21 protein-coding genes, 1 tRNA gene and 1 riboswitch are annotated in these 24,970 nt (G+C 60.2%); of the genes, 3 read left to right on the top strand and 19 right to left on the bottom strand.

The annotated features are described in order from the left end of the window. Positions 1 to 117: 117 nt before the first annotated feature. The 13 genes from V5E99_RS16875 to V5E99_RS16815 all read right to left on the bottom strand — a co-directional run bounded on the left by V5E99_RS16875 (position 118) and on the right by V5E99_RS16815 (position 15,982). Positions 118 to 2,064: a tyrosine-type recombinase/integrase gene (locus V5E99_RS16875; protein ID WP_499803452.1), complete on the bottom strand. Its 1,947-nt coding sequence runs from the start codon at positions 2,062 to 2,064 to the stop codon at positions 118 to 120. A gap of 87 nt (positions 2,065 to 2,151) precedes the next feature. Continuing rightward, positions 2,152 to 2,225: transfer RNA gene (locus tag V5E99_RS16870), tRNA-Gly, on the bottom strand. 171 nt (positions 2,226 to 2,396) lie between these two features. Beyond that, a complete protein-coding gene (locus V5E99_RS16865) occupies positions 2,397 to 3,281 on the bottom strand; it encodes an alpha/beta fold hydrolase (protein ID WP_499803451.1) in 885 nt (294 codons plus the stop codon). 311 nt (positions 3,282 to 3,592) lie between these two features. Continuing rightward, positions 3,593 to 4,285, bottom strand: a complete 693-nt coding sequence (locus V5E99_RS16860) for a pseudouridine synthase (RefSeq protein ID WP_499803450.1) — start codon at positions 4,283 to 4,285, stop codon at positions 3,593 to 3,595. A 34-nt stretch (positions 4,286 to 4,319) separates the two neighbouring features. Then, entirely contained in the window at positions 4,320 to 4,538 is a 219-nt protein-coding gene (locus tag V5E99_RS16855) for a cysteine-rich CWC family protein (RefSeq protein ID WP_499803449.1), read from the bottom strand. A 6-nt stretch (positions 4,539 to 4,544) separates the two neighbouring features. Continuing rightward, positions 4,545 to 6,032: a sensor domain-containing diguanylate cyclase gene (locus V5E99_RS16850; RefSeq protein WP_499803448.1), complete on the bottom strand. Its 1,488-nt coding sequence runs from the start codon at positions 6,030 to 6,032 to the stop codon at positions 4,545 to 4,547. Between the two features lie 146 nt (positions 6,033 to 6,178). Beyond that, positions 6,179 to 7,957 carry an allophanate hydrolase gene (gene atzF, locus V5E99_RS16845; RefSeq protein WP_499803447.1) on the bottom strand — a complete coding sequence of 593 codons (1,779 nt, stop codon included), beginning with the start codon at positions 7,955 to 7,957 and terminating at the stop codon, positions 6,179 to 6,181. Between the two features lie 24 nt (positions 7,958 to 7,981). Then, the gene (uca, locus tag V5E99_RS16840) at positions 7,982 to 11,623 is read right to left on the bottom strand and encodes an urea carboxylase (protein ID WP_499803446.1); all 3,642 of its coding nucleotides are present in this window, start codon (positions 11,621 to 11,623) and stop codon (positions 7,982 to 7,984) included. 282 nt (positions 11,624 to 11,905) lie between these two features. Next, positions 11,906 to 12,547, bottom strand: coding sequence for an urea amidolyase associated protein UAAP2 (locus V5E99_RS16835; protein WP_499803445.1), 642 nt, complete (start codon positions 12,545 to 12,547; stop codon positions 11,906 to 11,908). Positions 12,548 to 12,558: 11 nt separating this feature from the next. Next, positions 12,559 to 13,284, bottom strand: a complete 726-nt coding sequence (locus V5E99_RS16830; RefSeq protein ID WP_499803444.1) for an urea amidolyase associated protein UAAP1 — start codon at positions 13,282 to 13,284, stop codon at positions 12,559 to 12,561. A gap of 13 nt (positions 13,285 to 13,297) precedes the next feature. Then, on the bottom strand, positions 13,298 to 14,086 hold the full coding sequence (locus V5E99_RS16825) for an ABC transporter ATP-binding protein (RefSeq protein ID WP_499803443.1): 789 nt from the start codon (positions 14,084 to 14,086) through the stop codon (positions 13,298 to 13,300). After that, positions 14,083 to 14,898, bottom strand: a complete 816-nt coding sequence (locus tag V5E99_RS16820; protein WP_499803442.1) for an ABC transporter permease — start codon at positions 14,896 to 14,898, stop codon at positions 14,083 to 14,085. Before V5E99_RS16820 ends, V5E99_RS16825 begins: the two co-directional genes overlap by 4 nt. Before the next feature lie 16 nt (positions 14,899 to 14,914). Beyond that, complete coding sequence (locus V5E99_RS16815) at positions 14,915 to 15,982, bottom strand: putative urea ABC transporter substrate-binding protein (protein ID WP_499803441.1); 1,068 nt, start codon at positions 15,980 to 15,982, stop codon at positions 14,915 to 14,917. A 61-nt stretch (positions 15,983 to 16,043) separates the two neighbouring features. Further along, positions 16,044 to 16,144: riboswitch (guanidine-I (ykkC/yxkD leader) on the bottom strand. Between the two features lie 274 nt (positions 16,145 to 16,418). On the opposite strand from V5E99_RS16815, the gene V5E99_RS16810 reads away from it, so the two are divergent. Next, a complete protein-coding gene (locus tag V5E99_RS16810) occupies positions 16,419 to 16,685 on the top strand; it encodes a hypothetical protein (protein WP_499803440.1) in 267 nt (88 codons plus the stop codon). Positions 16,686 to 16,883: 198 nt separating this feature from the next. Then, a complete protein-coding gene (locus tag V5E99_RS16805) occupies positions 16,884 to 17,252 on the top strand; it encodes a hypothetical protein (protein ID WP_499803439.1) in 369 nt (122 codons plus the stop codon). 51 nt (positions 17,253 to 17,303) lie between these two features. On the opposite strand, the gene dspII is transcribed toward V5E99_RS16805, so the two are convergent. Next, positions 17,304 to 18,416, bottom strand: coding sequence for an enoyl-CoA hydratase/isomerase DspII (gene dspII, locus V5E99_RS16800; protein WP_499803438.1), 1,113 nt, complete (start codon positions 18,414 to 18,416; stop codon positions 17,304 to 17,306). A 132-nt stretch (positions 18,417 to 18,548) separates the two neighbouring features. Between dspII and ung the strand changes: the two genes are divergently transcribed. Next, entirely contained in the window at positions 18,549 to 19,241 is a 693-nt protein-coding gene (gene ung, locus V5E99_RS16795) for a uracil-DNA glycosylase (RefSeq protein WP_499803437.1), read from the top strand. A gap of 115 nt (positions 19,242 to 19,356) precedes the next feature. Here ung and V5E99_RS16790 read toward each other — a convergent pair whose 3' ends face one another. The 5 genes from V5E99_RS16790 to V5E99_RS16770 form a co-directional block, all read right to left on the bottom strand. Then, positions 19,357 to 20,388 (bottom strand): AbrB family transcriptional regulator, encoded by a 1,032-nt coding sequence (locus V5E99_RS16790; protein ID WP_499803436.1) that lies wholly within the window; start codon positions 20,386 to 20,388, stop codon positions 19,357 to 19,359. Beyond that, entirely contained in the window at positions 20,381 to 21,895 is a 1,515-nt protein-coding gene (locus tag V5E99_RS16785; protein ID WP_499803435.1) for a tripartite tricarboxylate transporter permease, read from the bottom strand. Before V5E99_RS16785 ends, V5E99_RS16790 begins: the two co-directional genes overlap by 8 nt. A gap of 1 nt (position 21,896) precedes the next feature. Beyond that, complete coding sequence (locus V5E99_RS16780; RefSeq protein ID WP_499803434.1) at positions 21,897 to 22,355, bottom strand: tripartite tricarboxylate transporter TctB family protein; 459 nt, start codon at positions 22,353 to 22,355, stop codon at positions 21,897 to 21,899. Positions 22,356 to 22,414: 59 nt separating this feature from the next. Beyond that, positions 22,415 to 23,392, bottom strand: a complete 978-nt coding sequence (locus tag V5E99_RS16775) for a Bug family tripartite tricarboxylate transporter substrate binding protein (protein WP_499803433.1) — start codon at positions 23,390 to 23,392, stop codon at positions 22,415 to 22,417. An 85-nt stretch (positions 23,393 to 23,477) separates the two neighbouring features. After that, positions 23,478 to 24,770, bottom strand: coding sequence for an OprD family porin (locus V5E99_RS16770; RefSeq protein WP_499803432.1), 1,293 nt, complete (start codon positions 24,768 to 24,770; stop codon positions 23,478 to 23,480). Between the last annotated feature and the right edge of the window lie 200 nt (positions 24,771 to 24,970).

Raw genomic sequence — 24,970 nt, 5'->3', positions numbered from 1 at the left:
AGGCCGCGTAGTGAGGTTTCGCCACCCCACATCTTCGTCAACAGGTCATTGAATGTGGGGGCGTTGTCTGCGCGAGCAAAGATGAAGTGGCGGGAGTCGCCACTTCTGTAATGCATACTATTTTTTGGAGTTCTGGATCTTTCTGTTTGTGGCACTTGCCACGGCCAGCAGGCCGTCAGTGATGTTGAATTTGTGAATTATTGGAAGGGGGAACTCAAGCTCGTTCACAATTGGCGCCATTCGGTCTGGAAATGTGTCTTTCCGGTATGTGCGGGCGGCAAGCGACTCTCCACGCTCATGACCTGCAAGCTGGGACGCAACGTCTTCCGGATGGCCTTGATTGAAAATCTCGCTAATGAACATGTGTCGGAAACTATGGAAGGTTTTGCTTCCGTCGCGAGCTATGCCTAGCTGCTTGCCGAGAAACCTCTCGTTAAACCATGAGCTTGCTGGTTTTCCATAGCCTTTTACCCGGTCGTATTTCAGTTCGGGGAACAATCTCTCATGCTTGTTTGCCTTGAGTTCCTCGATGTAGTCCAAAAGCCCGAGATCTATCAGTTTCGCATGAAGCGGTATTTTCCGTTCTGAACTCAGCGTCTTCAGGGACTTATCGCCGGCTGAGTCGACTTTTGCCGCACCATCTTTGTTGAAGGAAACGAAGTGCGTGCCAATTTTCGTGCATTGAAAGTCTTTCAAATACAGCTGAGATAGCTCGTTGATGCGGCCTCCGGTGTAAAGGCCGAGCAATGGCAACCAGTAAAAATGAGGGCGATATGATGTGAATCCCCCATATTGGTTTTTTTTGTCAGTGCCCGTGACGAACCATGCGCAAGAAAAAATTTTACGTATTTCGTCATCGCTAAATACACCTCGGCTGTCTTGGTCCCGTCTGGTTTTTTTGACTGGGGGCGTGATGTTTTTTGCTGGATTCTCTTTGAGATACTGTTGAATCACTGCCCACTGGAAAATCTCCGCGAGTTTTTCCATGTGTTTTTTGACTGCGTTCTCAGTCATTCGTGGTTCGTCATTGATCTCGGCGAGTTCAATCAGAATGGCTGGATCGTCCGTTCCATGCTTCTTTGCGGAAATGTCGCGCTTCACCGGCATTTTTTTCAGCAACTGATGGTAGCTTCTGATCAATTCTCTATTGAGTTTTCCGAGCGTAGGGTTGCTCATGAGAGAAATGAATATTCGCACCATTGAGGCGATCCGGATGCGCGTCTCCTCCTTGCAGCTTGCCTTGTATGCCAGGTAGAGGGTGAGCAGGTCGGCAACAGTCATGGATGAGTGTTCTGGTGCGCAACAGGAGTCAGATGTTGTCGGAGCTGGGGGTGCTGACGAAGCCGAAATGGGGGTTGCAGTGGTCAGTGGGCTGACCGGCGCGACTGTTGTAGGTGTCAATGCTTTGATGAGCGGAACGATAAATAGACTTTGCGCCTGAACCGTTGAAATCAGCACAGAGGCGGCAGTTAGGCGAAGGCCGGGCAGATCAAAGAATGCGCCAGATCGCCCACCAGGCACGTTGAAAGCGACCTCCTCTGACACCCCGTCCTCAAGAATGCTGAGAATCGTATTGCGGCTGTGGAACGGTCTGAGGTTGCCTGTAAATGTGTGCGGATCTCCTTCGGAAAAAGCGCTGTTTAGGACAAATCCACCCGTGTCCGACTCCCGATCAACCTCGTCGTAGTCGGTCACTAAATAACCGGGCTGTGCATTTGCCGCGTAGAACACGGGAAGGTTGTGTTTCAGCGTCTCTCTGAGGAGGTGCTCTACAGGCAGGCCGGAAGCTGAGCTGAGTTCGCTAATGCTGATGAACCCTACGGTCGATAGGAGAGCACTGCTCATGTTCAATTTTTCTAGGTTCATCTGATCCAACTCGTCTACGCACGAATGCCAATGCAACAGCAATCGGCATGCTACAGCTTTTGCCGCACGATAATCACTGGATCGGGTCGAGGTGTGAAGTTCGCGTTGACCAAAATGCAGTCGGAAGCGTTTGGGGATGGTAATGCGTAAAACGTAGATTCCGCTCGAACGGCGGTAGAGGTTGTCACGATGCGTCACGTTGGGGACTCCAGTGTAGGAGGACCTCGTGACAAGCTACTGCTAACCCGGAAAATTGATTAAGAAATCAATGAGTTAGAGTAGAGATGGAGCGGGTGAAGGGAATCGAACCCTCGTTATCAGCTTGGGAAGCTGGAGTAATGCCATTATACGACACCCGCTCAGAGCGGCTGACTTTGTACCAGATGTGCGCGCGGATTTGAAGTTTTTCTTTATGTGCGCTGCATTTAGCACGGGTGACACGCAGGCTTGGACCGTGTAATGGCCAATCGCGGGCAAGCCTTGCTCCTACAGATGCGGTGGGGCGCAGGCTTGCTCGCGATGACGCTGTTTCAGATTGCCAGTGCATGGTGGTCCTGGACGTAGTGGTAACGCGGTCGGCTGGCGTACTGCTCAGGTTTCAGGAAGCCCAGCAGTGCGTTTTGGCTGTCTCGGCAGGCGGCTTTGTGTTCCATGTCGAGAAAGTGCCCGGTGGCTTGCAGGGTGCTGAAGGTGGCGTGTTGCACGTGGTTGGCGAATAGCCGGGCGCCGTCGGCGGCGGTGTATTCGTCCCATTCGCCGTTCATGAACAGCACCGGCACGTTGATTTTCTCGGCAGCCTTGAGGAAGCACTGACGATCGCTGTGCAGCAGGTCGCTGATGTGGAAGTGCATCTGCCCGTATTCGTGCTCGGCCAGGCTGCTGACGTGGCGATAGTTGAAGCGTTTGAACAGCGACGGCAGGTGTTTGCCGATGGTGCTGTTCACCAGGTTGCCGACCCGGTCGCCGTCGCGGCTGCCGAGGTAATCGACGCCGCGCTCGAGGTAGTCGAGCATGTGCGCGTTGATCTCCGGCGAGAACGAGCTGATCACGGCTTTTTCGATGCGCCGTGGCCGTTGGGCGAGGGCGACCAGGGTGGCGGCGCCGCCCCAGGAAAACGACAGCACGTGTTCGGCGGCGAAGTGGTCGATCAGCTCCAGCAGGATCTGCCCTTCGACTTCCTTGGTCAGCAATTTCTCATGCAGGTTGTGGGCTTTTGACTTGCCCGCGTAGGGCTGGTCGTAGCAAACCACGTTGAATTGCGGGTGCAGGTTTTTCACAGTTTGTGCAAACGACGCAGTCGTGGCCATCGAGCCGTTGACCAGAATAATGGTCTTCTCTGCGGCGTCTGCGCGATAGAACTCCGTGTAAACCCGGTACTGACCCTGTATATCCAGCACAGCGATTTCTGGCCTCATGTCATAAGACTCCTGGCAAGCGGGTATGCGCGCAAATGAGATTGCACGAGCTTTGTGACAGGTAGGCATACGCCTGGAATTTGGAGGCCCATGTCGATCCGGTAAGGCAGGTCGACGGGTATTGTTATTGGCGGGCAGTCTGCCGGTGGAATGCGGAACCTGAGGGTTCTCTGCCGGCAAAAAGTTTCTTAGAAGTATGTTGTGACTCGTCGGTCACAATTTGGCCGACGTCCTGATTCAAGCAGGGGAGAAGCCGTCGCGCAAGTGTCATTCGTAAATTGTTCGACAACTTCTGCTGAGTGGTCGTGCGCTTAGATCAATTGGATCTCTTCGGTGCGCAACTCGCGGTAGTCGCCCGGTTTTAGCGCGTTATCGAGCACCAGCGGGCCCATGCTTTCACGGTGCAGGCGCAGCACCTTGTTGTCGAAATGGCCGAACATGCGCTTCACCTGGTGATATCGGCCCTCGACGATGCTCAGCCGCGCCGACTTCGGCCCAAGCAGCACCAGTTCGGCGGGTTGGGTCGTCAGGTCTTCGAAGGCGAAGTACAGGCCCTCGGTGAACTTGAGCGCATACTCCGGGCCAATGTCTTGCTCGGTCTCGACGTAATAGACCTTCGGTAGTTTGGTCTGCGGCTGGGTCAGGCGGCGCGACCAGCTGCCGTCGTTGGTGATGATCATCAAACCGGTGGTGTTGAAGTCCAGGCGCCCGGCGATATGCAGGTCATCCTTGTCCGGTTCATGGATCAGGTCGAGCACGGTCGGGTGTTGTGGATCGCGGGTGGCGCTGACGCAACCGGGCGGTTTGTTCAGCATGAAATAGCGCGCGGGTTTGCCGACTTGCAGCACCTCGTCATCGACTTCGACGCGGCTGAATTCCAGCACTTCGCTATGGGGATCACTGACGACTTTTCCGTCAATCCGCACGCGTTTTTCCACCAGCAACAGGCGAACCTGCTGACGGTTGAAGCGCGGCAGGTTGCTGAGGAAACGGTCTACACGCATGGGTTAAAAATCGGACATGAAAGGGCCGCGCATCTTACGTGATCGGCCGTGCGGCTGCTTGCAGCTGCGCCTCTACTTGCGCGCAGCGCGGGCACAGGCAGGAAAGATCCCGCAGTTCGGCGGGCAGCGCTTCAAGCACTGCCGGGTCGATGCTGACGCCGTAGCACCAGCAGGCGCGGTCGGCGGTTCGCGGGTCGGCCAGGCTGCAGTCGTTGGGGGCGCCGCAGGCCGGGCAGAGGTCAGGCTTTTTCATCAACGATTATTCATAAACGGAGTGGGGCATTTCCACGCAGGTGCGGTTGCGGCCGGCTTGCTTGGCCCGGTACATCGCATGATCGGCCCGGGACAGCAGCGTGTGCAAGGTTTCATCCGGTTGCAGGGTGGTCAGGCCGATGCTCACAGTCAGCTGCAATTCTTTGCCGTTGTAGACATAACGCTGTTTTTCCACGTGTTGACGAATTTTCTCGGCGATTTTCTGACCGGTCTCACCGTCGGTGTCTTTGAGCAGCACGATAAATTCCTCACCTCCCCAGCGGCAGACGATGTCGGAATGCCGCAGGCAGCTTTCCAGATCCCGGGCAAAACCGATCAGCACCTGATCGCCCGCGAGGTGGCCGTAGGTGTCGTTCAACACTTTGAAGTGGTCGAGGTCCAGCAGCAGCGCGGTCAGCGGTTTCGGTTCGCGCTGGGCCTCGTGCATCGCCTGGGCTGCCAGCAGGTCGAAACCCCGGCGGTTGGGCAGTTCGGTGAGGCTGTCGAGGGTGGCCTGGGCCTGGATCTTGTTCTGGTAGCGATGGATCACCCGGTTAAGCAGGGCCAGCACAATCAAGGTGATGGCCAGGTAGATCAGCAGGTTGAGGTACAGCGACTGGCGGATTTCACTGAGGGCGCCATCTTCGCGTTTGTCGACGAACAGGTACCAGTTCAGCTCGGGAATAAACCGCACGTTGAGGAAATGGCCCTGGCCCTGGGTGGAGTATTCGTAGCTGCCGCTGTGGGGTTTGGGCAACTGGCTGACCAGGCCTTTCATACTCGCCAGTTCACCCAGGCTCTGGCCGGCCCGCGCGCCTTCGGGGCCGCCCTCGGCGCCAGTCAGTACTAGCCGGCCGAAGGTGTCGACGAAGTACACGCTGCGTTGATAGCGCTGCTGGTACTTGTCGATCAGTTTGATCACCGCGTCGACGGTCAGGCCGACGCCGGCCGCGCCGATGAAGCGTTTATCGTAGTCATAGACTTTGTAGTTGATGAAGAACGTCAGGTTGTCCTTGTTGGCCAGGTCCGGGTCGACGTTGATCTCGTAGGGCTCTTTCATGTCGCGAACGCGGAAATACCAGGCGTCCCGCGGCTCGTCGATCTTGATCTGCTTGAGCACGCCTTTGGCGTGGTAGTAGGTCAGGCTGCTGTTGGAGATGAAAAACGCAGTGTAGGCGCCGTAATGGGTCATGACCTCGTTGAGGTAGCGGGTCATCTGGTCGGGGTCGTGCTCGCCGTTGACCACCCAGTCGCGCATGAAGGTGTCGCGGGACATCATCGAGGAAATCAGGATCGGTCTGACGAGGTCTTTCTGGATTTCCGAGTAGACCGTATCGGATGTCAGCGGCAATTCGGTGTTGACGATGTTGTCGCGAATCGACGCTCGCGAGGCGTAGTAGCTGAGAAAGGAGGTGGCGAGGAAACCGGCCCCCAGCAATGCGATCAGCGTGAGGACCAACGAACGTTGGGAATACAGTGGCGAGCGAAGCGGCATGGTGGTTCCGTTGGCAGTGACCCGATGGCAGCATTCTAGTGGCACCGCGCAGAAATAACTGCTGCATTTGTGCTGTGATCAGGCTTGAGATTTCTTTCGTCCGATATGGCCTCTTCGCGAGCAAGCCCGCTCCCACAGGATTTGTGTCAGCCAAGGCTTTTCAGATAAGCACGCCACCCGCCAAAACGACTGATATCCACCGCGCCTTCAAGCCCGTAAGCCTCACAAATAAACCCGCTTTCCCAGCGCCCATCCGCCAGTTGCACCTTGCCCAACCCCAGCGGTGCCGGAATTCCGGTCAAAAATGAGCCCAATTCACTGCTGGGCAATTCCCACACTTCAACAGCAATTGCCACGCCACCGTCCTTCACCCGCACCATTCCCGGACGAAACGGCGGCCCGCCGGCCAGCGCATACAACTGATAATCCGCCGAACTGAATGTCGTCTCGACCAACCGCCCGCCACGTTGCTTCAACTGCCAGTTCAACGCCAACCCGTCCAGATGCGCGCCGCACACCACCAGTCGGGCGCGATCATTCCGGGCAGCGCTGCTCGGCGCTGGCGAGGCCAATCCTTGATGGCGTTGGAAAGCATCCGCCACGCTCAACAAATACTGATCGGTAAACGCCCGGCCAAACAGCGTCACGCCCCAGGGCAAGCCATTGCCCATGAAACCGCTGGGCACGGCGACGGCGGCGTAGTCGAGCAGGTTCATGAAGTTGGTGTAGTAGCCCAGTTCCGAATTGCGCAGCACCGGTTCGGCGGCCAGTTCCGCCAGGGTCACGGGCCGGCCGATGGTCGGCGTGAGCACGCAATCGAGGCCGTCCAGCGCCTGGTCGCACAGGGCTTTGAGGGTTTGCAGTCGATACTGCGCGCGGAAGGTCTGCACGCCGCTCACCGCCGGGGCTTTGGCCAGCACCGCGCGAATCACCGGTAGCACCGCTTGCGGGTTTTGCTCCATCAACTCGCCGGCCACGCTGTAGCGCTCGGCGACCCATGGCCCTTCATAAAGCAACCGCGCGGCTTCGAGGAACGGCGTCAGATCATGTTCCACCGCTTCGCCGCCCAGGGCTTTGAGTTGGTCGATGGCATCGCCGAACAACAGCGGGCCTTCGGGGCAGCCGAAAAACTCCAGGTCCTGCGCACGGGGCACGCCGAAACGGAAGGAGCGCGGCGCACCGAATGCCGAGCCGTCATTGAACGACGGATTGCTGCGGCTGTAGGCGTCCCGGGGATCAAGGCGCGCCGTCAGCGCCAGTAACTGACTGGCCTCTCGCGCCGTAGAAGTGAACGTCGTGACGCAATCCAGCGTGCGACACGCCGGCACTACACCGCCCGTGGAGATCAGCCCTTTGGTGGCTTTCAAACCGACCAGATTATTCAATGCCGCCGGCACTCGCCCCGACCCTGCCGTGTCCGTGCCCAGGGAAAAACTCGCCACGCCCAACGCCACCGCCAACGAAGACCCGGCGCTGGACCCGCCCGACGGATACTCCGGCAACACGCTGTTGGGGCAGGCGCCATAAGGCGAGCGGCTGCCATTGAGCCCGGTGGCGAACTGATCAAGATTGGTCTTGCCCAACGGAATCGCCCCCAGCGCCAGCAACTGCTCGACGATGGTCGCCGAACGCTCCGGCATATAGGCAAACGCCGGGCACGCCGCCGTGGTTGGGATGCCCGCCAGGTCGATGTTGTCCTTGATCGCGAACGGCACGCCGTACAGCGGCAGGCTATCGATATCGCGGCCATCAAGCGCGGCGAGGTAGGGTTCCAGTTCCTCGACACTGAGCAAATGGATGAACAGGTGATAGTCGGTATTCAGCGCCGCAGCCTTGTCCCGCAGGCTCAGCAGCAATTGCCGAGGCGTGGTCTGGCCGTCGCGATAAGTGCTGCGCAGGGCGTCGAGTTGCAGATTGAAATTCATGGTTCGATCCTTTTCAAAATGAGTTCAGTCGAGGTCCAGTACCACGACCCGCTGCCCGGCGCGCACCGCCGAACCCGGTTGCACACGAATCTCTCGCACCACCCCGGCCATCGGCGCGAGCAGCGGGATTTCCATCTTCATCGACTCCAGAATCACCAGCACATCCCCGACCGCGACGCGGCTGCCGACCTCAACCGACACCTGCCAGAGGTTGCCGGCGATGTGGCTGTCGACACTCTGTTGACCGCTGGCCAGGGGCGCGTCTTCGGTGGCTTCGGGGATCAGTTCTTCACTGTCGAAATGTGCCTGGCCGCTGGCGATCCAGCGTTCCCGTTCGGCGTTGAACGCGCCTTGTTGCCGGGCACGAAACTCGGCGATGCTCTCGGCCTCTTTCGCCAGAAAGCCCTGGTAATCCGCCAGGTTCAATTGGCTGTGTTCGATGTTCAATTCGAAGCGGCCGAGGGGGAAATCCCGGCGGATGCGCAGCAACTCGTCGGCGCTCACCGGGTAGAAACGGATCTGGTCAAAGAACCTGAGCAACCATGGTTTGCCGTCGAACGCCGCGACTTCCCGGTAGCGATTCCACATCTGCAAGGTGCGCCCGACAAACTGATAACCGCCGGGGCCTTCCATGCCGTACACGCACATGTAGGCGCCACCGATGCCCACCGAATTCTCGGCGGTCCAGGTGCGGGCCGGGTTGTACTTGGTGGTCACCAGTCGATGGCGTGGGTCGAGCGGGGTGGCGACCGGGGCGCCGAGGTAGACGTCACCGAGGCCCATCACCAAATAGCTGGCGTCGAACACCGTGCGCTGCACTTCGTCGAGGTTTGGCAGGTCATTGATGCGGCGGATGAACTCCAGATTGCTCGGGCACCACGGCGCGTCCTTGCGCACGGTGGTCATGTATTTCTCGATGGCCAACTGGCACGCCGGGTCGTCCCAGGACAGCGGCAGATGGACGATGCGCGACGGCACTTGCAGGTCTTTCGCGGCGCACACGGCGTCCCATTCGCCGGCGACGATGCCGAGCAGGTCGGCCAGCGGTAGCTGCTCGGGTTGGTAGTGAATTTGCAGCGAGCGGATGCCGGGGGTGAGGTCGATGGCGCCGTGCAGGTGTTTGGTTTCGAGCGCCTGCATGAGGGCGTGGGCGCGGAAGCGCAGGACCAGGTCGAGTTCCGGGGCGCCGATTTCCATAAGTAGGTGAGTGTCCCCCGACAACCTCGCAACCAGCCGCGTATCCCCCTGACCGATATCCAATACCACAGGCGACCCAATCCCCTGTGGGAGCGAGCTTGCTCGCGATGGCGTCGTGTCAGTCGATATTAATGGGGCTGATACACCGCTTTCGCGAGCAAGCCCGCTCCCACAGGGGGTATTCCATTTCAGGGCGAGGTCTCGGGCGGTTTTGAGATCGACAGGGAGAAACTGCACCTTATCCCCGGCCTTGAGCTGTCCCAACTGCCAAAGATCCGCCTCGATCACTGTCACCGGGCACACAAACCCGCCCAGGCTCGGCCCATCCGGCCCGAGGATCACCGGCATGTCCCCAGTGAAATCCACCGCGCCAATCGCATACGGATTGTCATGGATATTCGACGGGTGCAGCCCGGCTTCACCGCCATCGGCCCGCACCCATTCCGGCTTCGGCCCGATCAATCGCACGCCGGTCCGACTGGAGTTGAAATGCACTTCCCACTCAGTGGCGAAAAAGGTGCCGATGTAGTTTTCGGTGAAGTATTCCGGCGCGCCATGGGGGCCATAGATCACCCGAATCTGCCGCACCGCTGGCAACTCGGCGATTTCAGACAATTGCCCACCGACGCTGCGATCGCTCAAAACCGGCACATGCAACACATCTCCGGCCCGCAGCGCCCGGCCGCCATGCCCGCCGAACTGGCCTAGGGTGAAGGTACTTTTGCTGCCCAGATAATCCGGCACTTGCAGCCCGCCGCGCAGGCAGAGATAGCTGCGGGCGCCGGCCCCGGCGATGGTGCCGAGGCTCAGAGTAGCGCCTGCCGGGATCAGCAACGCGGTGTTCATCGGTACCGCTTCACCGTTCAACGTCAGCGGAATCACCGCGCCGGTCACCGCCACCACCGCCTCGCAATTGAAGCGCAGCAACGGCCCGCTCATGGTGATTTCCAGCGCCGCAGCGCCTTCATCATTGCCCAGCAGACGATTACCCAAGCGCAGCGCCCGACTGTCCATCGGCCCCGACGGCGGCACGCCGACCGCCCAGTAACCGAGGCGACCGGGATAGTCCTGAACGCTGGTTTGCGTACCGGCGCTGAGCACTTCAAAGGTGTTCGCCTGATACACCAGACCTTCCAGGCAGCGGGTCCACGGCTGACCACTGGCGAAAGGCGTATCGAGCAGAATCTGCCGCAGGTAATCGCGGTTGGTTTCCACGCCGTACAACAAGCTGTCGCCCAGTGCCTGATGCAGATCGGCACGGGCCTGTTCGCGGGTCGGCGCCCAACTGATGACCTTGGCGATCATCGGGTCGAAGTACGGCGGGATCTCGCAGCCGGCCTCGACCCAGGTGTCGATACGCAGGCGTTTGCCGTCGGCGACAGGGAAATTTACTGCCGTCAGCAGGCCAGGACTCGGCTGGAAATCCCGGCCCGGATCTTCGGCATACAGCCGCGCCTGAATCGCATGGCCCTCGGCTTTCAAACCACGTCGCAACTCACCCAGGGGCGGCAAATCACCGGCCGCCAGTTCGACCATCCAGCGCACCAGATCCACGCCCCACACCTGTTCGGTGACGCCGTGCTCTACCTGCAACCGGGTGTTCACTTCCAGGAAATAGAAGCGCTGATCTTCGCTGTCGAAAACAAATTCCACCGTGCCGGCGCTGCGGTAATTCACCGCTTTGGCCAGTTTGATTGCCGCTGCGCACAGCTCTTCGGCCATGCCTTCGGGCAGGTTCGGTGCCGGGGTTTCTTCGAGGACTTTCTGGTTACGGCGCTGCACCGAGCAGTCGCGCACGCCAAGGGCAATCACCTCGCCACGACCGTCGCCAAACACCTGCACTTCCAGATGCCGGGCGCGCTGGATGTACTTCTCGATGAAAACCCCGGCGTCGCTGAAATTGTTCTGACCCAGGCGTTTTACCGCTTCAAAGGATTCGCTCAATTCAGCCGCGCTGCGGCACACGCGCATGCCGATGCCGCCTCCGCCGGCGGTGCTTTTGAGCATCACCGGGTAGCCGACCTGTTCGCCGGCGATCAGCGCGGCATCGAGGCTGTCGAGCAACTCGGTGCCTTCGAGCATCGGTACGCCGTGTTGCTTGGCCAGGGCGCGGGCGGTGTGCTTGAGGCCGAACACTTTTAACTGCTCGGGTGTCGGGCCGATGAAGGCAATTCCAATGGCTTCACAGGCTTCGGCGAACGCCGCGTTTTCCGAGAGGAATCCATAGCCGGGATGAATCGCCGTGGCGCCGGAGGCTTGGGCGATGGCGAGGATTTTATCCACCGCCAGATAGGTGCCAGCGGCCGCACCTTCACCGAGGCTGTGGGCTTCGTCGGCTTGCAGGATGTGCAAACTGGCGGCATCGGCTTCGGAGTAAACGGCAACGCCCTTGACCCGCAACTCACCCAAAGTGCGCAGGATGCGGCAGGCAATCGCGCCACGGTTGGCAATCAGGACTTTTTCGAACATGGCAAAACCCCCGGAGGCGATAACGCATCAGCCTCGACCTGGGATGCGGGCCGTCCCGCAGTTTTTCGAGATGCACCCGGGCCGTCCCGGGTAACCGAAACTCACACCGACCCCGCGTAGGGGCTGCCGAAGGCTGCGATCTTTTGATCGTGCTTGTGATCTTTGAAGATCAAGATCAAAAGATCGCAGCCTTCGGCAGCTCCTACAGGGGACGTTATTTAATGCACTGGCCGGAGCGGGCCTGGCACAAGGCAAACAGCCATTTACGCAACCGCGCTATTTTCAGTTCCATACCAGCAGCTCCGCAGGGGTCGGGTTGTAGGCATTGCATGGGTTGTTCAATTGCGGGCAGTTGGAGATCAGCACGATCACATCCATCTCTGCCCGCAAATCCACGTACTTGCCCGGCGCCGAAATCCCGTCTTCAAAGGTCAGCCCACCGTCCGCCGTGACCGGCACGTTCATGAAGAAATTGATGTTCGGCCCGATGTCGCTTTTGCCCAGTCGCCCGTCGTGGACGCAGGCTCGCAGGTAGTTGTCGCGGCAGCTGTGCATGTAGCGTTTTTCCAACGCGTAACGCACGGTGTTGCTCTCTTGCGCGCAGGCGCCGCCGAGGGTGTCGTGACGCCCGCAGGTGTCGGCGACGAGGGTCAGCATCGGTTTGCCGAGGTTGGAATAGAGCACGCTGCCGGTGCTCAGGTAGACGCTGTTCTGCCGGCGCAGGGTGCGTTGCACGTCGTAGCGTTCCTTCGGGTTGGCGACGCTGTAGAACAAGGTGTCGACCGCTTGATTGCCTTCCAGGTCGAGGATGCGCAGGGTCTGGCCGGCCTTGACCTCCATCAGCCAGGGTTCGCCGGCGGGGATGGTGGCGCGGTAGATCGCGGTTTCGGGCTGCTTTTGAGTGGTGGCGATGGCGAGTGACATGGCAGCGATCCTCAGGCGAACAAACGGTCGGTGTTGATAAAGCCGCGCTCGTTTTCCGGGCGCGAGGTGCGGCAGTGTTCGGCGACGCTGGCGTCAGCGTTCATCCACGTCAGCTTCAATGGTTTTGGCGCGTAGTCCGGCGACGGGTCCATCGGATGTTGCAGGGCGGTGAGCACCACCAGCGTGTCCATCGGCGCGTACAACTCGATGTAGTCGCCGGCCCTGGAATTGCCTTCGACAAAGTGGAAATGCCCGGCCTCGTCGACATTGACGCGGCTGAACAGGTTGAGGGTCATCAGCAAGTCCGACAGGCCCAGGCCCCACTTGCCGAGTTCCACCAACAGGTTGTCGGTGCCGTTGCGGAAGAAGCCGTTGCGCAGTTCCTGATAGCGGCCCGCGCCGTATTTTTCCGCGACCTCTTCAGCACAGAGCACGCCGCCGAGGCTGTCGCTCCAGCCGCAGGTGTCGGCGGTGATCGCCGCCAATACGCGGCCCATGTCCGAGTACAGGCAATGGCCGGTGGTGAGCTTGGCGGTGTGTTGGCATTTGAGGCTGTCGGGCAGGTTCAGGCGTTCGGTTTTTTCGTTGGCGTTGAGCAGCGTCAGGCTGACGTTGGCGCCGCCGCGCAGGTCGGTCAGGCGCAGCAATTGGCCGCGCTTTAACACGAAGGAACGGTGGCCGCCGCCGGGGAGCATTTCTTCGGCGAAGGGCGGGAACAGTTGGGTGGAATCGGTCATTTGAAAAATCCTCTTAAGCGGTGCGAAGCGTGCCCGCCAAATCAATCGGCAAGGCATCGACGGCGGCGCGATTGGCGCGGCGGTCGCTGTTCAAAGGGATGTCGTAGGTGATGCGTGCGCCATAGGCGCCGGGGGCGTGCGGGTCGACGCGGACCTTGTCGAACACCAGTAGGCGAGTGCCGAGGGTGAAACCTTCGGACAGGTCATGGGTGACCATGAACACCGTCAGTTGCGTCTCGCGCCACAGCTCCAGCAACAAGTGGTGCATGTCTTTGCGGATGCCCGGGTCGAGGGCGCCGAACGGTTCGTCGAGCAGCAACACGCGCGGCTTCATGATCAACGCCTGGGCGATGGCCAGCCGCTGTTGCATGCCACCGGAAAGCTGCGCCGGGTACTTGTCCAGCGAGTGGCCGAGGCCGACTTTGTGCAGCAGCACCGAAGCCTGTTCCCGGGCGTCCTTTTTGGCACTGCCGAACAGGCGTCCGAGCAGCGGCGAGCGCGGCAGTTCGAGACCGAGGGCGACGTTGTCCAGCACCGTCAGATGCGGGAACACCGAGTAACGCTGGAACACCACGCCACGGCTGGAATCCGGTTCACCGGCCAGGGCTTGGCCGTCGAGCAGGATCTCGCCGCGACTGGCTTTTTCCTGACCCAGCAGCAAACGCAGGAAGGTTGATTTGCCGCAACCGGAGGCGCCGACGAGGGTGCAAAACTCCCCTTCGTTGACGCTCAGGTTCAGGCCTTCGAGCACCACTTGATCGGCGTATTGCTGCCAGACGTTTTTCACCGTGATGAAGCTCATGCGCGAGCTCCTTCGTACCAAGGGAAGGCCCGTTGGGTCAGGCGCTTCAAGCCCCAATCCATCAGCCAGGCGAGCAGGGTGATCCACACCACGTAAGGCAGAATTACGTCCATCGCCAGGTAGCGGCGCACCAGGAAAATCCGGTAGCCGAGGCCGTCAGTAGACGCAATGGCTTCAGCCGCGATCAGGAACAACCACGCCGAACCAAGCATCAGCCGCAACGAAATCAGCAGCCGTGGCAGCAATTGCGGCAGTACCACCCGCAGCATCAGCGTCCAGGTTGAAGCCCCCAGCGTCTGGGCCTTGATCAGCAACTCGACCGGAATTTCCCGGGCGCGTTGTTCCAGATCACGGGCCAGCGCCGGGGTGATGCCGATCACGATCAGCATCACTTTCGACAACTCGCCCAAGCCGAAGACGATGAACAGAATCGGCAGGATCGCCAGCGGCGGCACCATCGATAGCACCGTCAGCAGCGGCGACAACGGCGCGCCGAACAACGGCAACGTCCCGGCCGCCATGCCCAGGCACAACCCGGCCAACGCGCTAATGCCGAGGCCGATGGCCAGCCGTCGCAGGCTGGAGGCGCTGTCTTGCCAGAGCACATATTCACCGGTGCGGCTGTCGGCGACGAAGGCCAGGCGTTTTACCGCGTCGGTCATCTGTACGGCGCTGGGCAGCAGTTTGTCGTTGGGGTTGTCCGTCAGCCGCTCGGCCGAGCCCAGGAAGTAGGCGAGCAGCACCAGGGCGAACGGCAGGATCACCAACAGCAAGCGACTCGGGCGATCCGGGTGGCGATTGATCAGGCGCATGGCCAGGTCCTCCTGATTACAGCTTGGCGTCGGCGGCCATCTGCACGTAGCTCGGGTCGAAGCGCAGCTTGAGGTTGCCTTTGTCGCCGCTGGTCACGCCGTTGGCGAACGCCATGCCGACGGCGCTGGTGTCCTTGGCGCCTTCACCGAGTAAACCGTGCAGGAACGAGAACTCGGCGACTTTGCGCATGGTGTCCGGCAGTTGCTTGCTGGTGGAGAACGCCAGGGCCTCCTGCGGCGTCGCAAATAGCTTGGTGGTGTCGAGTTGCGACTGGAACCCGGCCAGGTCAGTGCCCGAGGCTTTGGCCATGTGTTCCAGCGCCGCTTTGCTCGCGGCATTCTTGGCGTTCATCAACTCGACCACTTCGAACCAGGCGCCGGTCAGGGCTTTGCCCAGGGCCGGGTTGTCTTTGAGGGTGGCGCTGTTGACCACCATCATGTCCATGATTTCGCCGGGGATCTGGCTGGAGTTGAACACTTCGGTCACGCCGGGTTTGGCCTTGATGTCCGAGAGCATCGGGTTCCAGGTGGTGACGGCGTTGACCTGGTCGGTGTTGAAAGCGGCCGAGATATCGGCGTCGGAGGTGTTGACCACTTTCAAGTCTTTCTCGGTGAGATCGACGGAATCCAGGGCCCGGGCCAGCAGGTAGTGGGACACCGACAGCTCCACAAGGTTGACGTCCATGCCCTTGAGGTCGGCGACTTTTTTGCCTTCGCCCTTGAGCACAATGCCGTCGTTGCCGTTGGAGAAATCGCTGACGATCAGCGCGGTGCTGTCGACGCCGCCCGCCGCCGGAATGGTCAGCGCATCCATGTTGGTCATGGTGCAGCCGTCGAACTGGCCGGCGGTGTATTGGTTGATCGATTCGACGTAGTCATTGAGCTGCACCACGTCAATCTTGATGCCGTACTTCTTCGCCCATTTGTCGACGATGCCTTGGCTGCCGGCGTACTCCCAGGGCATCCAGCCGGCGTAGATGGTCCAGCACACACTGAAGTGGTCTTTCTGGGCGGCGTGGGACGAGACGCTGACGAAGGCTGCAAACGCAGCGGCGAGCAGGGCGGGTAAACGAAGTCGGGTCATGGGATGGTTCTCCAGTTGATAAGGGCGGACAGGAAGGCAGCGGCACCGTAAACGGTGGCTTGTCTCCCGGGCTTTTGTCCCGCCGTGTAACCTCAACTGGAGGTCGCCAACTCTCGGACCAGCCACTCGCCTAAGCGAGCCGGAACCCTAGTCAGCCATTGCAAATTGTGGTGCCGCGAACCTGTTATGACTCCTGCACGGGTTTACTAAAGCGAGAGCCGTGCCAATTCGCTGCAAGGGCTCTGGGCCGGGGTGTGAGGTTGATTGACTGGCAGGAGGAGGGCAGTGGATTGCCTTGTGATGGTGCGTCGGCGCACCGCAATGGGCCGCTGATCCGAAGGTTTTCACCGGCGCGCACTTGGTCCCGGTTTTACAGTCAAATTCCATGTGAGTCGGCTTGTGCCGGCTGCTGTCGCGGGTCTTTCAGGAGGCCGCCATGGTTTACTCAAAAACGCTTCGTCGATTACTGCTGGGTGGGTTGTTGGGTTTGGGGTTGTCCGGTTGCTATTACTACGCCGGTACCGCCGATGTGTACGCCACGCCTTATTACTACCCCGGTTACTACTATTCGCCTTATTACTACGGCTATTCGTACCCTCGGTATTACGGTCGCTATCGCTACTATTACTACGGCGGCCACGGCTATTACGGCGAACACGGACCGGGTTACTACCACGGTGGCGGCCGTTACGGTCGTCATTAATCACGGCGGCGCTTCCATTGAAGGACGCGCCGTTTTTTATGACGAAGATGAAAAACCTTTCATCGGCTACTTGTTTCAATGTATTTCAGGATCGCACCAGATTCCGAAATCGATGTCTGATCTTTCGACAGTCGCCAACAATTGGCTGTCGCCTGCCAGCGTCGCTGGTGTGGCTCACTCGCGGTCCAGGAGGCCGCCATGTATCGCCGAATTCTTCTGCTGGTCGTGTTGAGTTTTTCCCTTGGTGCATGCGTTCCCTATTCCTACGGAGATGGAGGCAGCTACTACAGTTCTGAGGTCTACTCGTCCCCCGCGCCGGCTTACTACTCGGGCGGTGGCAGCTACTACTCGGCGCCACGCTACTACCAGCCAGCGCCGCGTTATTACCAGGCGCAACCGCGCTACTACCAGTCCCAGAACCGTGGCTGGCAAGGCCATGACCGAGGCGGTTGGGATGGCCACAATCGCGGCGGTTGGGGCAATGACTATCGTGGTGGTGATGGGCGAGACCATGGACGTGGACGTGGCGATCATGACGGTCGCGATGGCCGGGGTAACCACCGCTAAGCGGGTACAAAAAAGCGGCGCATTGAGCGCCGCTTTTTTTATGCCCGGATTTCAGTAATCCGACAAATCCGCCAACGGATGCCGCCCTTCCCAAACCTTATGAAAATGCGCCTCCACCACCGCATCCGGCACGTTATTGATGTCCGGCCAATGCCAGTGCGGCTTCTGATCCTTGTCGATCAGCCGCGCCCGTACCCCTTCACTGAACTCCGGATGACGGCAGCAGTTGAGGCTCAAGGTGTATTCCATCTGAAAGACTTCCGCGAGCGACAGATGCCGGGCCCGGGCGATCTGTTCCCAGACCAGATAAGCGGTCAAGGGCGAGCCTTCGGTCATGGTCTTCGCGGCGCGGCTTAGCAGCAGATCCGTGTGGTCGCGCAAATGACTGATGGCTTTCCAGGCGCAGCGCACGTCGCTGACATCCAGCAGTTCGTCGATCTGCTGGCGGCGCGGCAGCCATTGCGCTTCGGGCATCTGCGCGACGGCTTCCTGTTGCAAGGCCTTGAGCAGGCTGTTGAGTTGCATCGCGGTCTGTTCCTGCCAATTCAATTGCAGCAAGCCTTCGACCAGTTCCTCTTGCTGTTCTTCGAGTAGGAAGCGATCGGCCAGATCCAGATCGATTGCATCCCGGGCATTCATGTGCGCGCCGGTCAAACCGAGGAACAACCCGAGCTTGCCCGGCAGTCGCGACAGGAACCAACTGGCACCGACATCCGGGTACAAACCGATGCTGATTTCCGGCATCGCCAAACGGCTGCTCGGCGTGACAATCCGGATGCTCGCCCCTTGCAGCAGCCCCATGCCGCCGCCGAGGACGTAGCCGTGACCCCAGCAGATCAGCGGTTTGGGGTAGGTGTGCAGCTTGAAGTCCAGCCGATATTCCGCCGCAAAAAATTGCGCGGCCAGGGGCGGCACTTCCCCCGGATGGTGGCGGCAGGCTTCAACCAGGCTGCGCACTTCGCCGCCGGCGCAGAAGGCCTTGGCGCCGTTACCGCGCAGTAAAACGCAGACGATTTGTGGGTCCTTGGCCCAGGCGTCCATCTGGTCGCGCAGGGCATTGATCATCGGCAGAGACAGTGCGTTCAGCGACTTTTCGGCATCCAGGCTGGCGATGCCGATGCGGGCGCCGTCGGTGCCGGTGAGTTCTTCGAAGTGCAGATTCATCGTGACCTCGATCGGGAATTTGAGCGTTCAGTATGATCGCAATGCAGGAAAGTGCCGGATCTGCGTCAGATCAATTGACAAGGGGGTTGGGGTTTCCTAGGGTTCGCCCCATTGTTTATGCCGGGTATGACCATGACTGCTGACGACCGTATCAAACTCGAACCGAGCTGGAAGGAGGCACTGCGTGCTGAATTCGACCAGCCCTACATGGCAGAGTTGCGCTCATTCCTGCAACAGGAGCGGGCGGCGGGCAAGGAAATCTATCCCCCAGGCCCGATGATTTTCAACGCACTCAACTCCACGCCGCTGGACAAGGTCAAAGTCGTGATCCTCGGCCAGGACCCGTACCACGGCCCGGGCCAGGCCCATGGCTTGTGTTTCTCGGTGCAACCGGGCGTGCCCGCGCCGCCGTCGCTGGTGAACATCTATAAAGAGTTGAAACGCGACCTGAACATCGACATCCCGAGCCACGGCTACCTGCAAAGCTGGGCTGATCAGGGGGTACTGATGATCAACACCACCATGACCGTCGAGCGCGCGAACGCCAATGCGCACAAGGACAAAGGCTGGCAGTTTTTCACCGACCGGATCATTGAAGTGGTCAGTGAACGGCAACCGCACCTGGTGTTCATGCTGTGGGGCGCCCATGCCCAGAGCAAGCAGAAGCTGATCGATGCCACCAAGCATCTGGTGCTGACCTCGGTGCATCCGTCGCCGCTGTCGGCCTATCGCGGCTTTCTCGGTTGCGGGCACTTCAGCCGGACCAACAAGTTTCTGGAACAGAATGGCGAAACGCCGATTGAGTGGCGGTTGCCACCGGTCTAAAAGCTTCGCGGGCAAGCCTCGCTCCTACAGGGTTGCGTCGATCACACTATTTGGATTCGACACAACCCTGTAGGAGCGAGGCTTGTCCGCGAAGAAAACGGCTCGGTCCTTCGTCTTACTCAGGCATCCGATTCCAATACTTGAACAACGGCTCCGCCAGAAACAACACAAACAACAACCGCATCACCTGCATCGCCGTCACCAGCGGCACAGAGAGCTGCAGGGTTTCCGCCGTCAAACTCATCTCGGCAATCCCGCCGGGCATCATGCCCAAGGTCAGTGAACGCAAATCCAGATGCGTCAACGCACTCAAGCCCAGCGCGGCCGCCGTGGCGATCAACATGGTCAGTGCCGTGCCAATCAGGGTCCGGCCCATGAATGATGGCGCCCGCCGAAAGAACTGCCGATTGAAGTGACAGCCCAGACCGCTACCGATCAGCCATTGGCCGATCTGGCTGCCGCCGTTGGGCAAGCCGATGTGCAGATCCCAACCGATGCTCACCGCTGCACTCACCAGCAACGGCCCGAACAGCCACGGATTGGGTTGACGCAACCGCTGCCAGACCCAGGCGAGCAGGGCGCCCGCCGGGAACAGAATCGCCAGCCAACCCCAATCAACCTCCGTGGCATGGCCGATGGGCGCACCGTCCCCGAGCAAATACTTGAACGCCGCCGGCACACACAGCACCACCACCAGCACCCGCAAACTTTGCCCCGCCGCGACCCGGCTAAGCACCGCGCCGTTGCGCGCGCCGAGGTTGACCATCTCCCCGGAGCCGCCGGGCATGCTGGAAAAGAATGCGGTGGCGCGATCCTCCCCGGTACGCCGCATCAACCAGACCCCGACCACGGCCGACAGGCTGGTGACCAACGCCCCGAAGAAGATCAAACCGAAATGACTCAACACCTGCTCCATCACCACCGGGGTGAAGTGCAGGCCAATGCCGATGCCGACGATCCATTGGCCGCATTTACGCCCGCCGGGGATTTCCGCCAACTGCCAGGGTGTCAGGCAGCGCACCAGGATGATCGCCAGCAACGAGCCGACCATCCACGGCAGCGGCCAGCCGACCTGGCTGGCGAGGTAACCGCCCAGCAGGCCGACCAGCGGGGTTCCCCACCAGGTTTTGAAGGGACGATCAGACATCGGCAATGGCGCGCCGAGAGGCCGAACGTTTGCGCCAGATTCGCAGGATTGGCATCAGCAGCATGATCGCGGTCAATACCCAGCAACCGAAGGTGATCGGGCTGGACCAGAGGATCTCCAGCGCGCCGTTGGAAATCGACAGGGCGCGACGCAGGTTCTGTTCCATCAAGCCGCCGAGGATAAAGCCCAGCAGTACCGGCGACAACGGGAAGTCCATCTTGCGCAGGATGTAACCGAAGATACCGATGCCGATCATCAGGAACAGGTCGAACGTGGTGGCATGCACCGCGTAGACGCCGATCCCGGTAATGATTGCGATCACCGGCACCAGCGCCCAGTTCGGCACGGCGAGGATGCGGGTGAAGATGCGGATCATCGGGATGTTGAGGATCACCAGCATGATGTTGGCGACGAACAACGAGGCGATCAGGCCCCAGACGATGTCGGGTTGTTGCTGGAACAGCAACGGCCCCGGCGTGATGTTGTACAGCGACAGGGCGCCGATCATCACCGCCGTGGTGCCCGAGCCCGGCACACCGAGGGTCAACATCGGCACCAGTGCACCGCACGCGGCGCCGCCGATGGCGGTTTCCGGGGCGGCGAGGCCGCGCATGTCACCCTGGCCGAACGTGCCTTTGGCGCCGGCGATGCGTTTCTCGGTCATATAGGCCACGGCGCTGGCCAGCGTTGCGCCGGCACCCGGCAGCACGCCCATGATGAAACCCAGCACGCCGCAACGAATGTTCACCACGAACACCGCCGACGCTTCCTTGAAGTTGAACATCATGCGCCCGGTGGCTTTGACCGCTTCCTGGCCGTGATGGGTTTTTTCCAGCAGCAGGAGGATTTCACTGATGGAGAACAGGCCCAGTACCAACACGACGAATTGAATGCCGTCGGTCAGGTGGATGTTGTCCCCGGTGAAGCGGTACACGCCGCTGTTGGCATCGATCCCGACGCTGGACAGAAACAGACCGATCAACGCCGCAATAAAGGTCTTCAGCGGTCGATCACCGGCCATGCCGCCGAGGCAGACAATTGCAAACACCATCAGCACGAAATATTCAGCTGGGCCGAAGGCAATCGCCCACTTCGCCAGCAGCGGGGCAAACAGCACCATGCCGCAGGTCGCGATGAATGCACCGATGAACGAACTCCACGCCGACAGCGACAACGCGACACCGGCCAAGCCTTTGCGGGCCATCGGGTAACCGTCGAGGGTGGTCATCACGGTGGACGCTTCGCCGGGAATGTTCAGCAGGATCGAGCTGATCCGGCCGCCGTATTCGCAACCCAGGTACACCGCCGCCAGCAGGATCAGTGCGGACTCCGGTGGCAGGCCGAGGGCGAATGCGATCGGGATCAACAGTGCGACGCCGTTGATCGGGCCCAGGCCCGGCAACAGGCCGACCACGGTGCCGATGAGGGTGCCGCACAGCGCGGTCACCAGGTTGTACGGGGTCAGCGCAACGCCAAACCCTTGTCCCAAATAGCCAAGAGTATCCATGTCAGTTCTCCAGAACGTCGAGCACGCCCAACGGCAGCGGCACGTCCATCACCTTATCGAACAGCAAGTAGAGGCCGACGGCCATCAAACTGATGATGACCGCGCTGGGTAGCCAGCGGCCGCCGTACAAACGCGCCATCGGAACGCCAATCAGCGTGCTGGCAACGATGAAACCGAGGGGTTCGAAGGTGCCCGCGAACACCAGCAACAGCACCACGCAGATACCGATTTTGCTCAGGGTTTCGCGGTCCAGCGGCGGTTCGTCAGGGTTGTGTTTGATCGGTGCGGGACGAAATACCATGTACAACAGCGCCAGGCCCATCAGGCCGAGCATCAACAGCGGGAAGGCCCGAGGCCCCACCGGTTCGTAGGAAAAAGCCGCTTGATACGGCCATGCCATCAGCGCCAGGCCAATACAGGCCAGCAACAGCACCGAAGCAAAAATGCGTTGTAAGAGCATGGGAAACTCCTGTGCCACGGCCCCGCGCAAACGGGGCCGCAGCCGCTAGACAGAGGCGATCACTGGATCAGGCCGAACTCTTTGGCCAGCACTTTGTAGTCCGCGACTTGCTTCTTCACGTAGGTGTCCAGCTCCGGGCCGGTCATGGCGAACGGGAACAGTTCACGCTGATCGCGCAGCTTGGCGAAGTCCTCGGAGGCCAGCAGTTTGTCGAAGGCGTTTTTCCACCAGGCGTAGTCTTCGTCGCTGACCTTTGGCCCGAGGTAAAAACCGCGAACCACCGGCCAGACGATGTCGTAGCCTTGCTCTTTGGCGGTCGGGATGTCCTTCATTTCCGGCTCGTCCAGACGCTTGTCGGCGAACACCGCGAGCAGACGCATGTCGCCACTCTGAATGTGCGGCATGGAGTCGGAGATGTCGGTGCTGCCGACCTGGATATGCCCGCCGAGCAGGGCGGTGGCGATTTCACCGCCACCTTCGAGGGCCACGTAACGCAGGTCACGCGGGTTGATCCCGGCAGCCTTGGCGATCAGCGCGGTTTGCATCCAGTCCTGGCTGCCGACGGTGCCGCCGGAACCGATCACCACTTTGCTTGGATCTTTCTTCAGTGCTTGAACGAGATCGTCAAGATTCTTGTAAGGCGAATCGCTTTTGACGGCGATGGCGCCGTAGCTGGTGCCGACGGCGGCCAGCCAGCGAACGTTGGTTTCATCGAACCGGCCGAATTTGCCTTGGGCCAGGTTCAGCAGCGAACCGCTGGACCACGCCACCAGCGTGCCGGCATCGGCCGGACGCTGGGCGACCACCGCGTTGTACGCCACCGCGCCGACACCGCCGGGCATGTAGGTCACGCGCATCGGTTTGGTCAGCAGTTTTTCGTTCACCAGCGCGCTTTGCGCCAGTTTGCAGGTCAGGTCGAAACCGCCGCCGGGGGAGGCCGGGGCGATGCATTCCGGGCGTTTTGGCTCGGCCATGAGTTGGCCGGCGAACAGCAGGGCGCTGGCGGTGAGAGCAACTTTACGCAGTGATAAATTCATTCGATTCTCCACAGATTTTTTGTTGTAAGGATGTGTAGGAGCTGCCGAAGGCTGCGATCTTTTAGCCTTGGGCGGGTTCAATCAATTACCAAAGTGCAACGCTATAGCTCACCAGCAGACGCACTTCATCGGCATCGCGAGCGGAGTAGTTGGAACGGTAGGTGGCATTACGCAGGCGCACGGCGACATCCTTGAGCGCGCCGCTTTGTACTACATATTTGATCTCGGTATTGCGTTCCCACTCCTTGCCTTCGTCGCCGTTCTTGAGCTTGATGTTGTCGCCGCTCAGGTAACGGCTCATGAAACTCAGGCCGGGGATGCCGAGCCTGGCGAAGTCGAAGTCATAGCGTGCCTGCCAGGAATGTTCTTCGGCGCCGGCAAAGTCGTTGATCTGCACGAAGTTGACCAGGTACGGGTCGCTGCCATCGACATACGGGAACGCACTGTCGCCGGACATGTGCTGATAACCGGCGCTGAATTTATGTCCGCTCAAGGCATAGCTCACCAGGCCGTTGAGGGATTTGTTATCGATCTTGCCGCCACGGGCCGCGCCCTGGTCGTCACTGATGGCCAGTCGCAGGTCGGTGCCGAAGGTGCCCGGGCCGAACGGCTGGGAGGCGACCACGCCGAGGAAGTGCTGGTTGTAGACTTCATCGAGTTGCGCGAAGTGGTAGCTGCCGGTGATTTTGTCGGTGAACTTGTAATCCACACCGCCAAAGTCGAAGTGCTTGCCGGCGGCCGTACCGGCAAAGCGGCTGTTCTTGTTGTTGAGGGCAATGTCCTCGAAGTCGGTGCTGTCGCGGTCCTTGGCTTTATCCAGGCGACCACCGGTAAAGGTCAGGTTCTTGATCTCTTTGGACGTCAGCATGCCGCCTTCAAAGGTCTGCGGCAGGATGCGTCCGTCGTTGGGCTTGAGGATCGGCAGTTCGGGGATCAGGCTGCCGATTTTCAGCTCGGTGGCGGAGATCTTCACTTTGCCGGTCAGGCCCAGCTTGGAGTATTCATCGGCGGCGCGACCATCATCGTGGGTCGGCAACAGGCCCGTGCCGGTGCGGTCGGGGCTCGAATCGAGCTTGATCCCCAACATGCCCAACGCATCGACGCCGAATTTTACGGTGCCGTCGGTGTAACCCGATTGCAGATTGAGCATGAAGCCCTGGGCCCATTCGTCACGCTTGGATTGCTGGGCGCTGGTGCCGTCGCGAAAGTCGCGGTTGAAATACATGTTGCGGGTTTCAAGCGTTGCCGTACTGTCTTCGAAGAAGGCTGCCTGGCTCAACGGCGAAAAGCCGGCGAGGGCGGCGGCACTGGCAAGGGCGGTCTGGCTGAGACGGGAAAAACGAACAGGCGGGCGTGCCTGGGGCTGCATGGACAGCATCGTGAAGTACTCCGTTATTGTTCTTATTGGCGAAAACGCTTCGTGGCGTTTTTCGTACTTGCTAGTGGCAATAGCAACGGCAGTCGAGACTGTCCGTGGCTGGACTGTAACGGGCCAACCTTTCGCTAACCTTTCAGCCGACTTTCACGGTTTTCGGGCTTCACAGCGGCGGTGGCGGCTGTAAACTCCGCGCCAAAGAA

The organism is Janthinobacterium sp. LPB2021202312-11-4 (assembly GCF_037049705.1).
Lineage (GTDB): Bacteria > Pseudomonadota > Gammaproteobacteria > Pseudomonadales > Pseudomonadaceae > Aquipseudomonas.
Note: the sequence above shows the minus strand (reverse complement) of the source record. Positions and strands in the feature narration are given on the sequence as shown.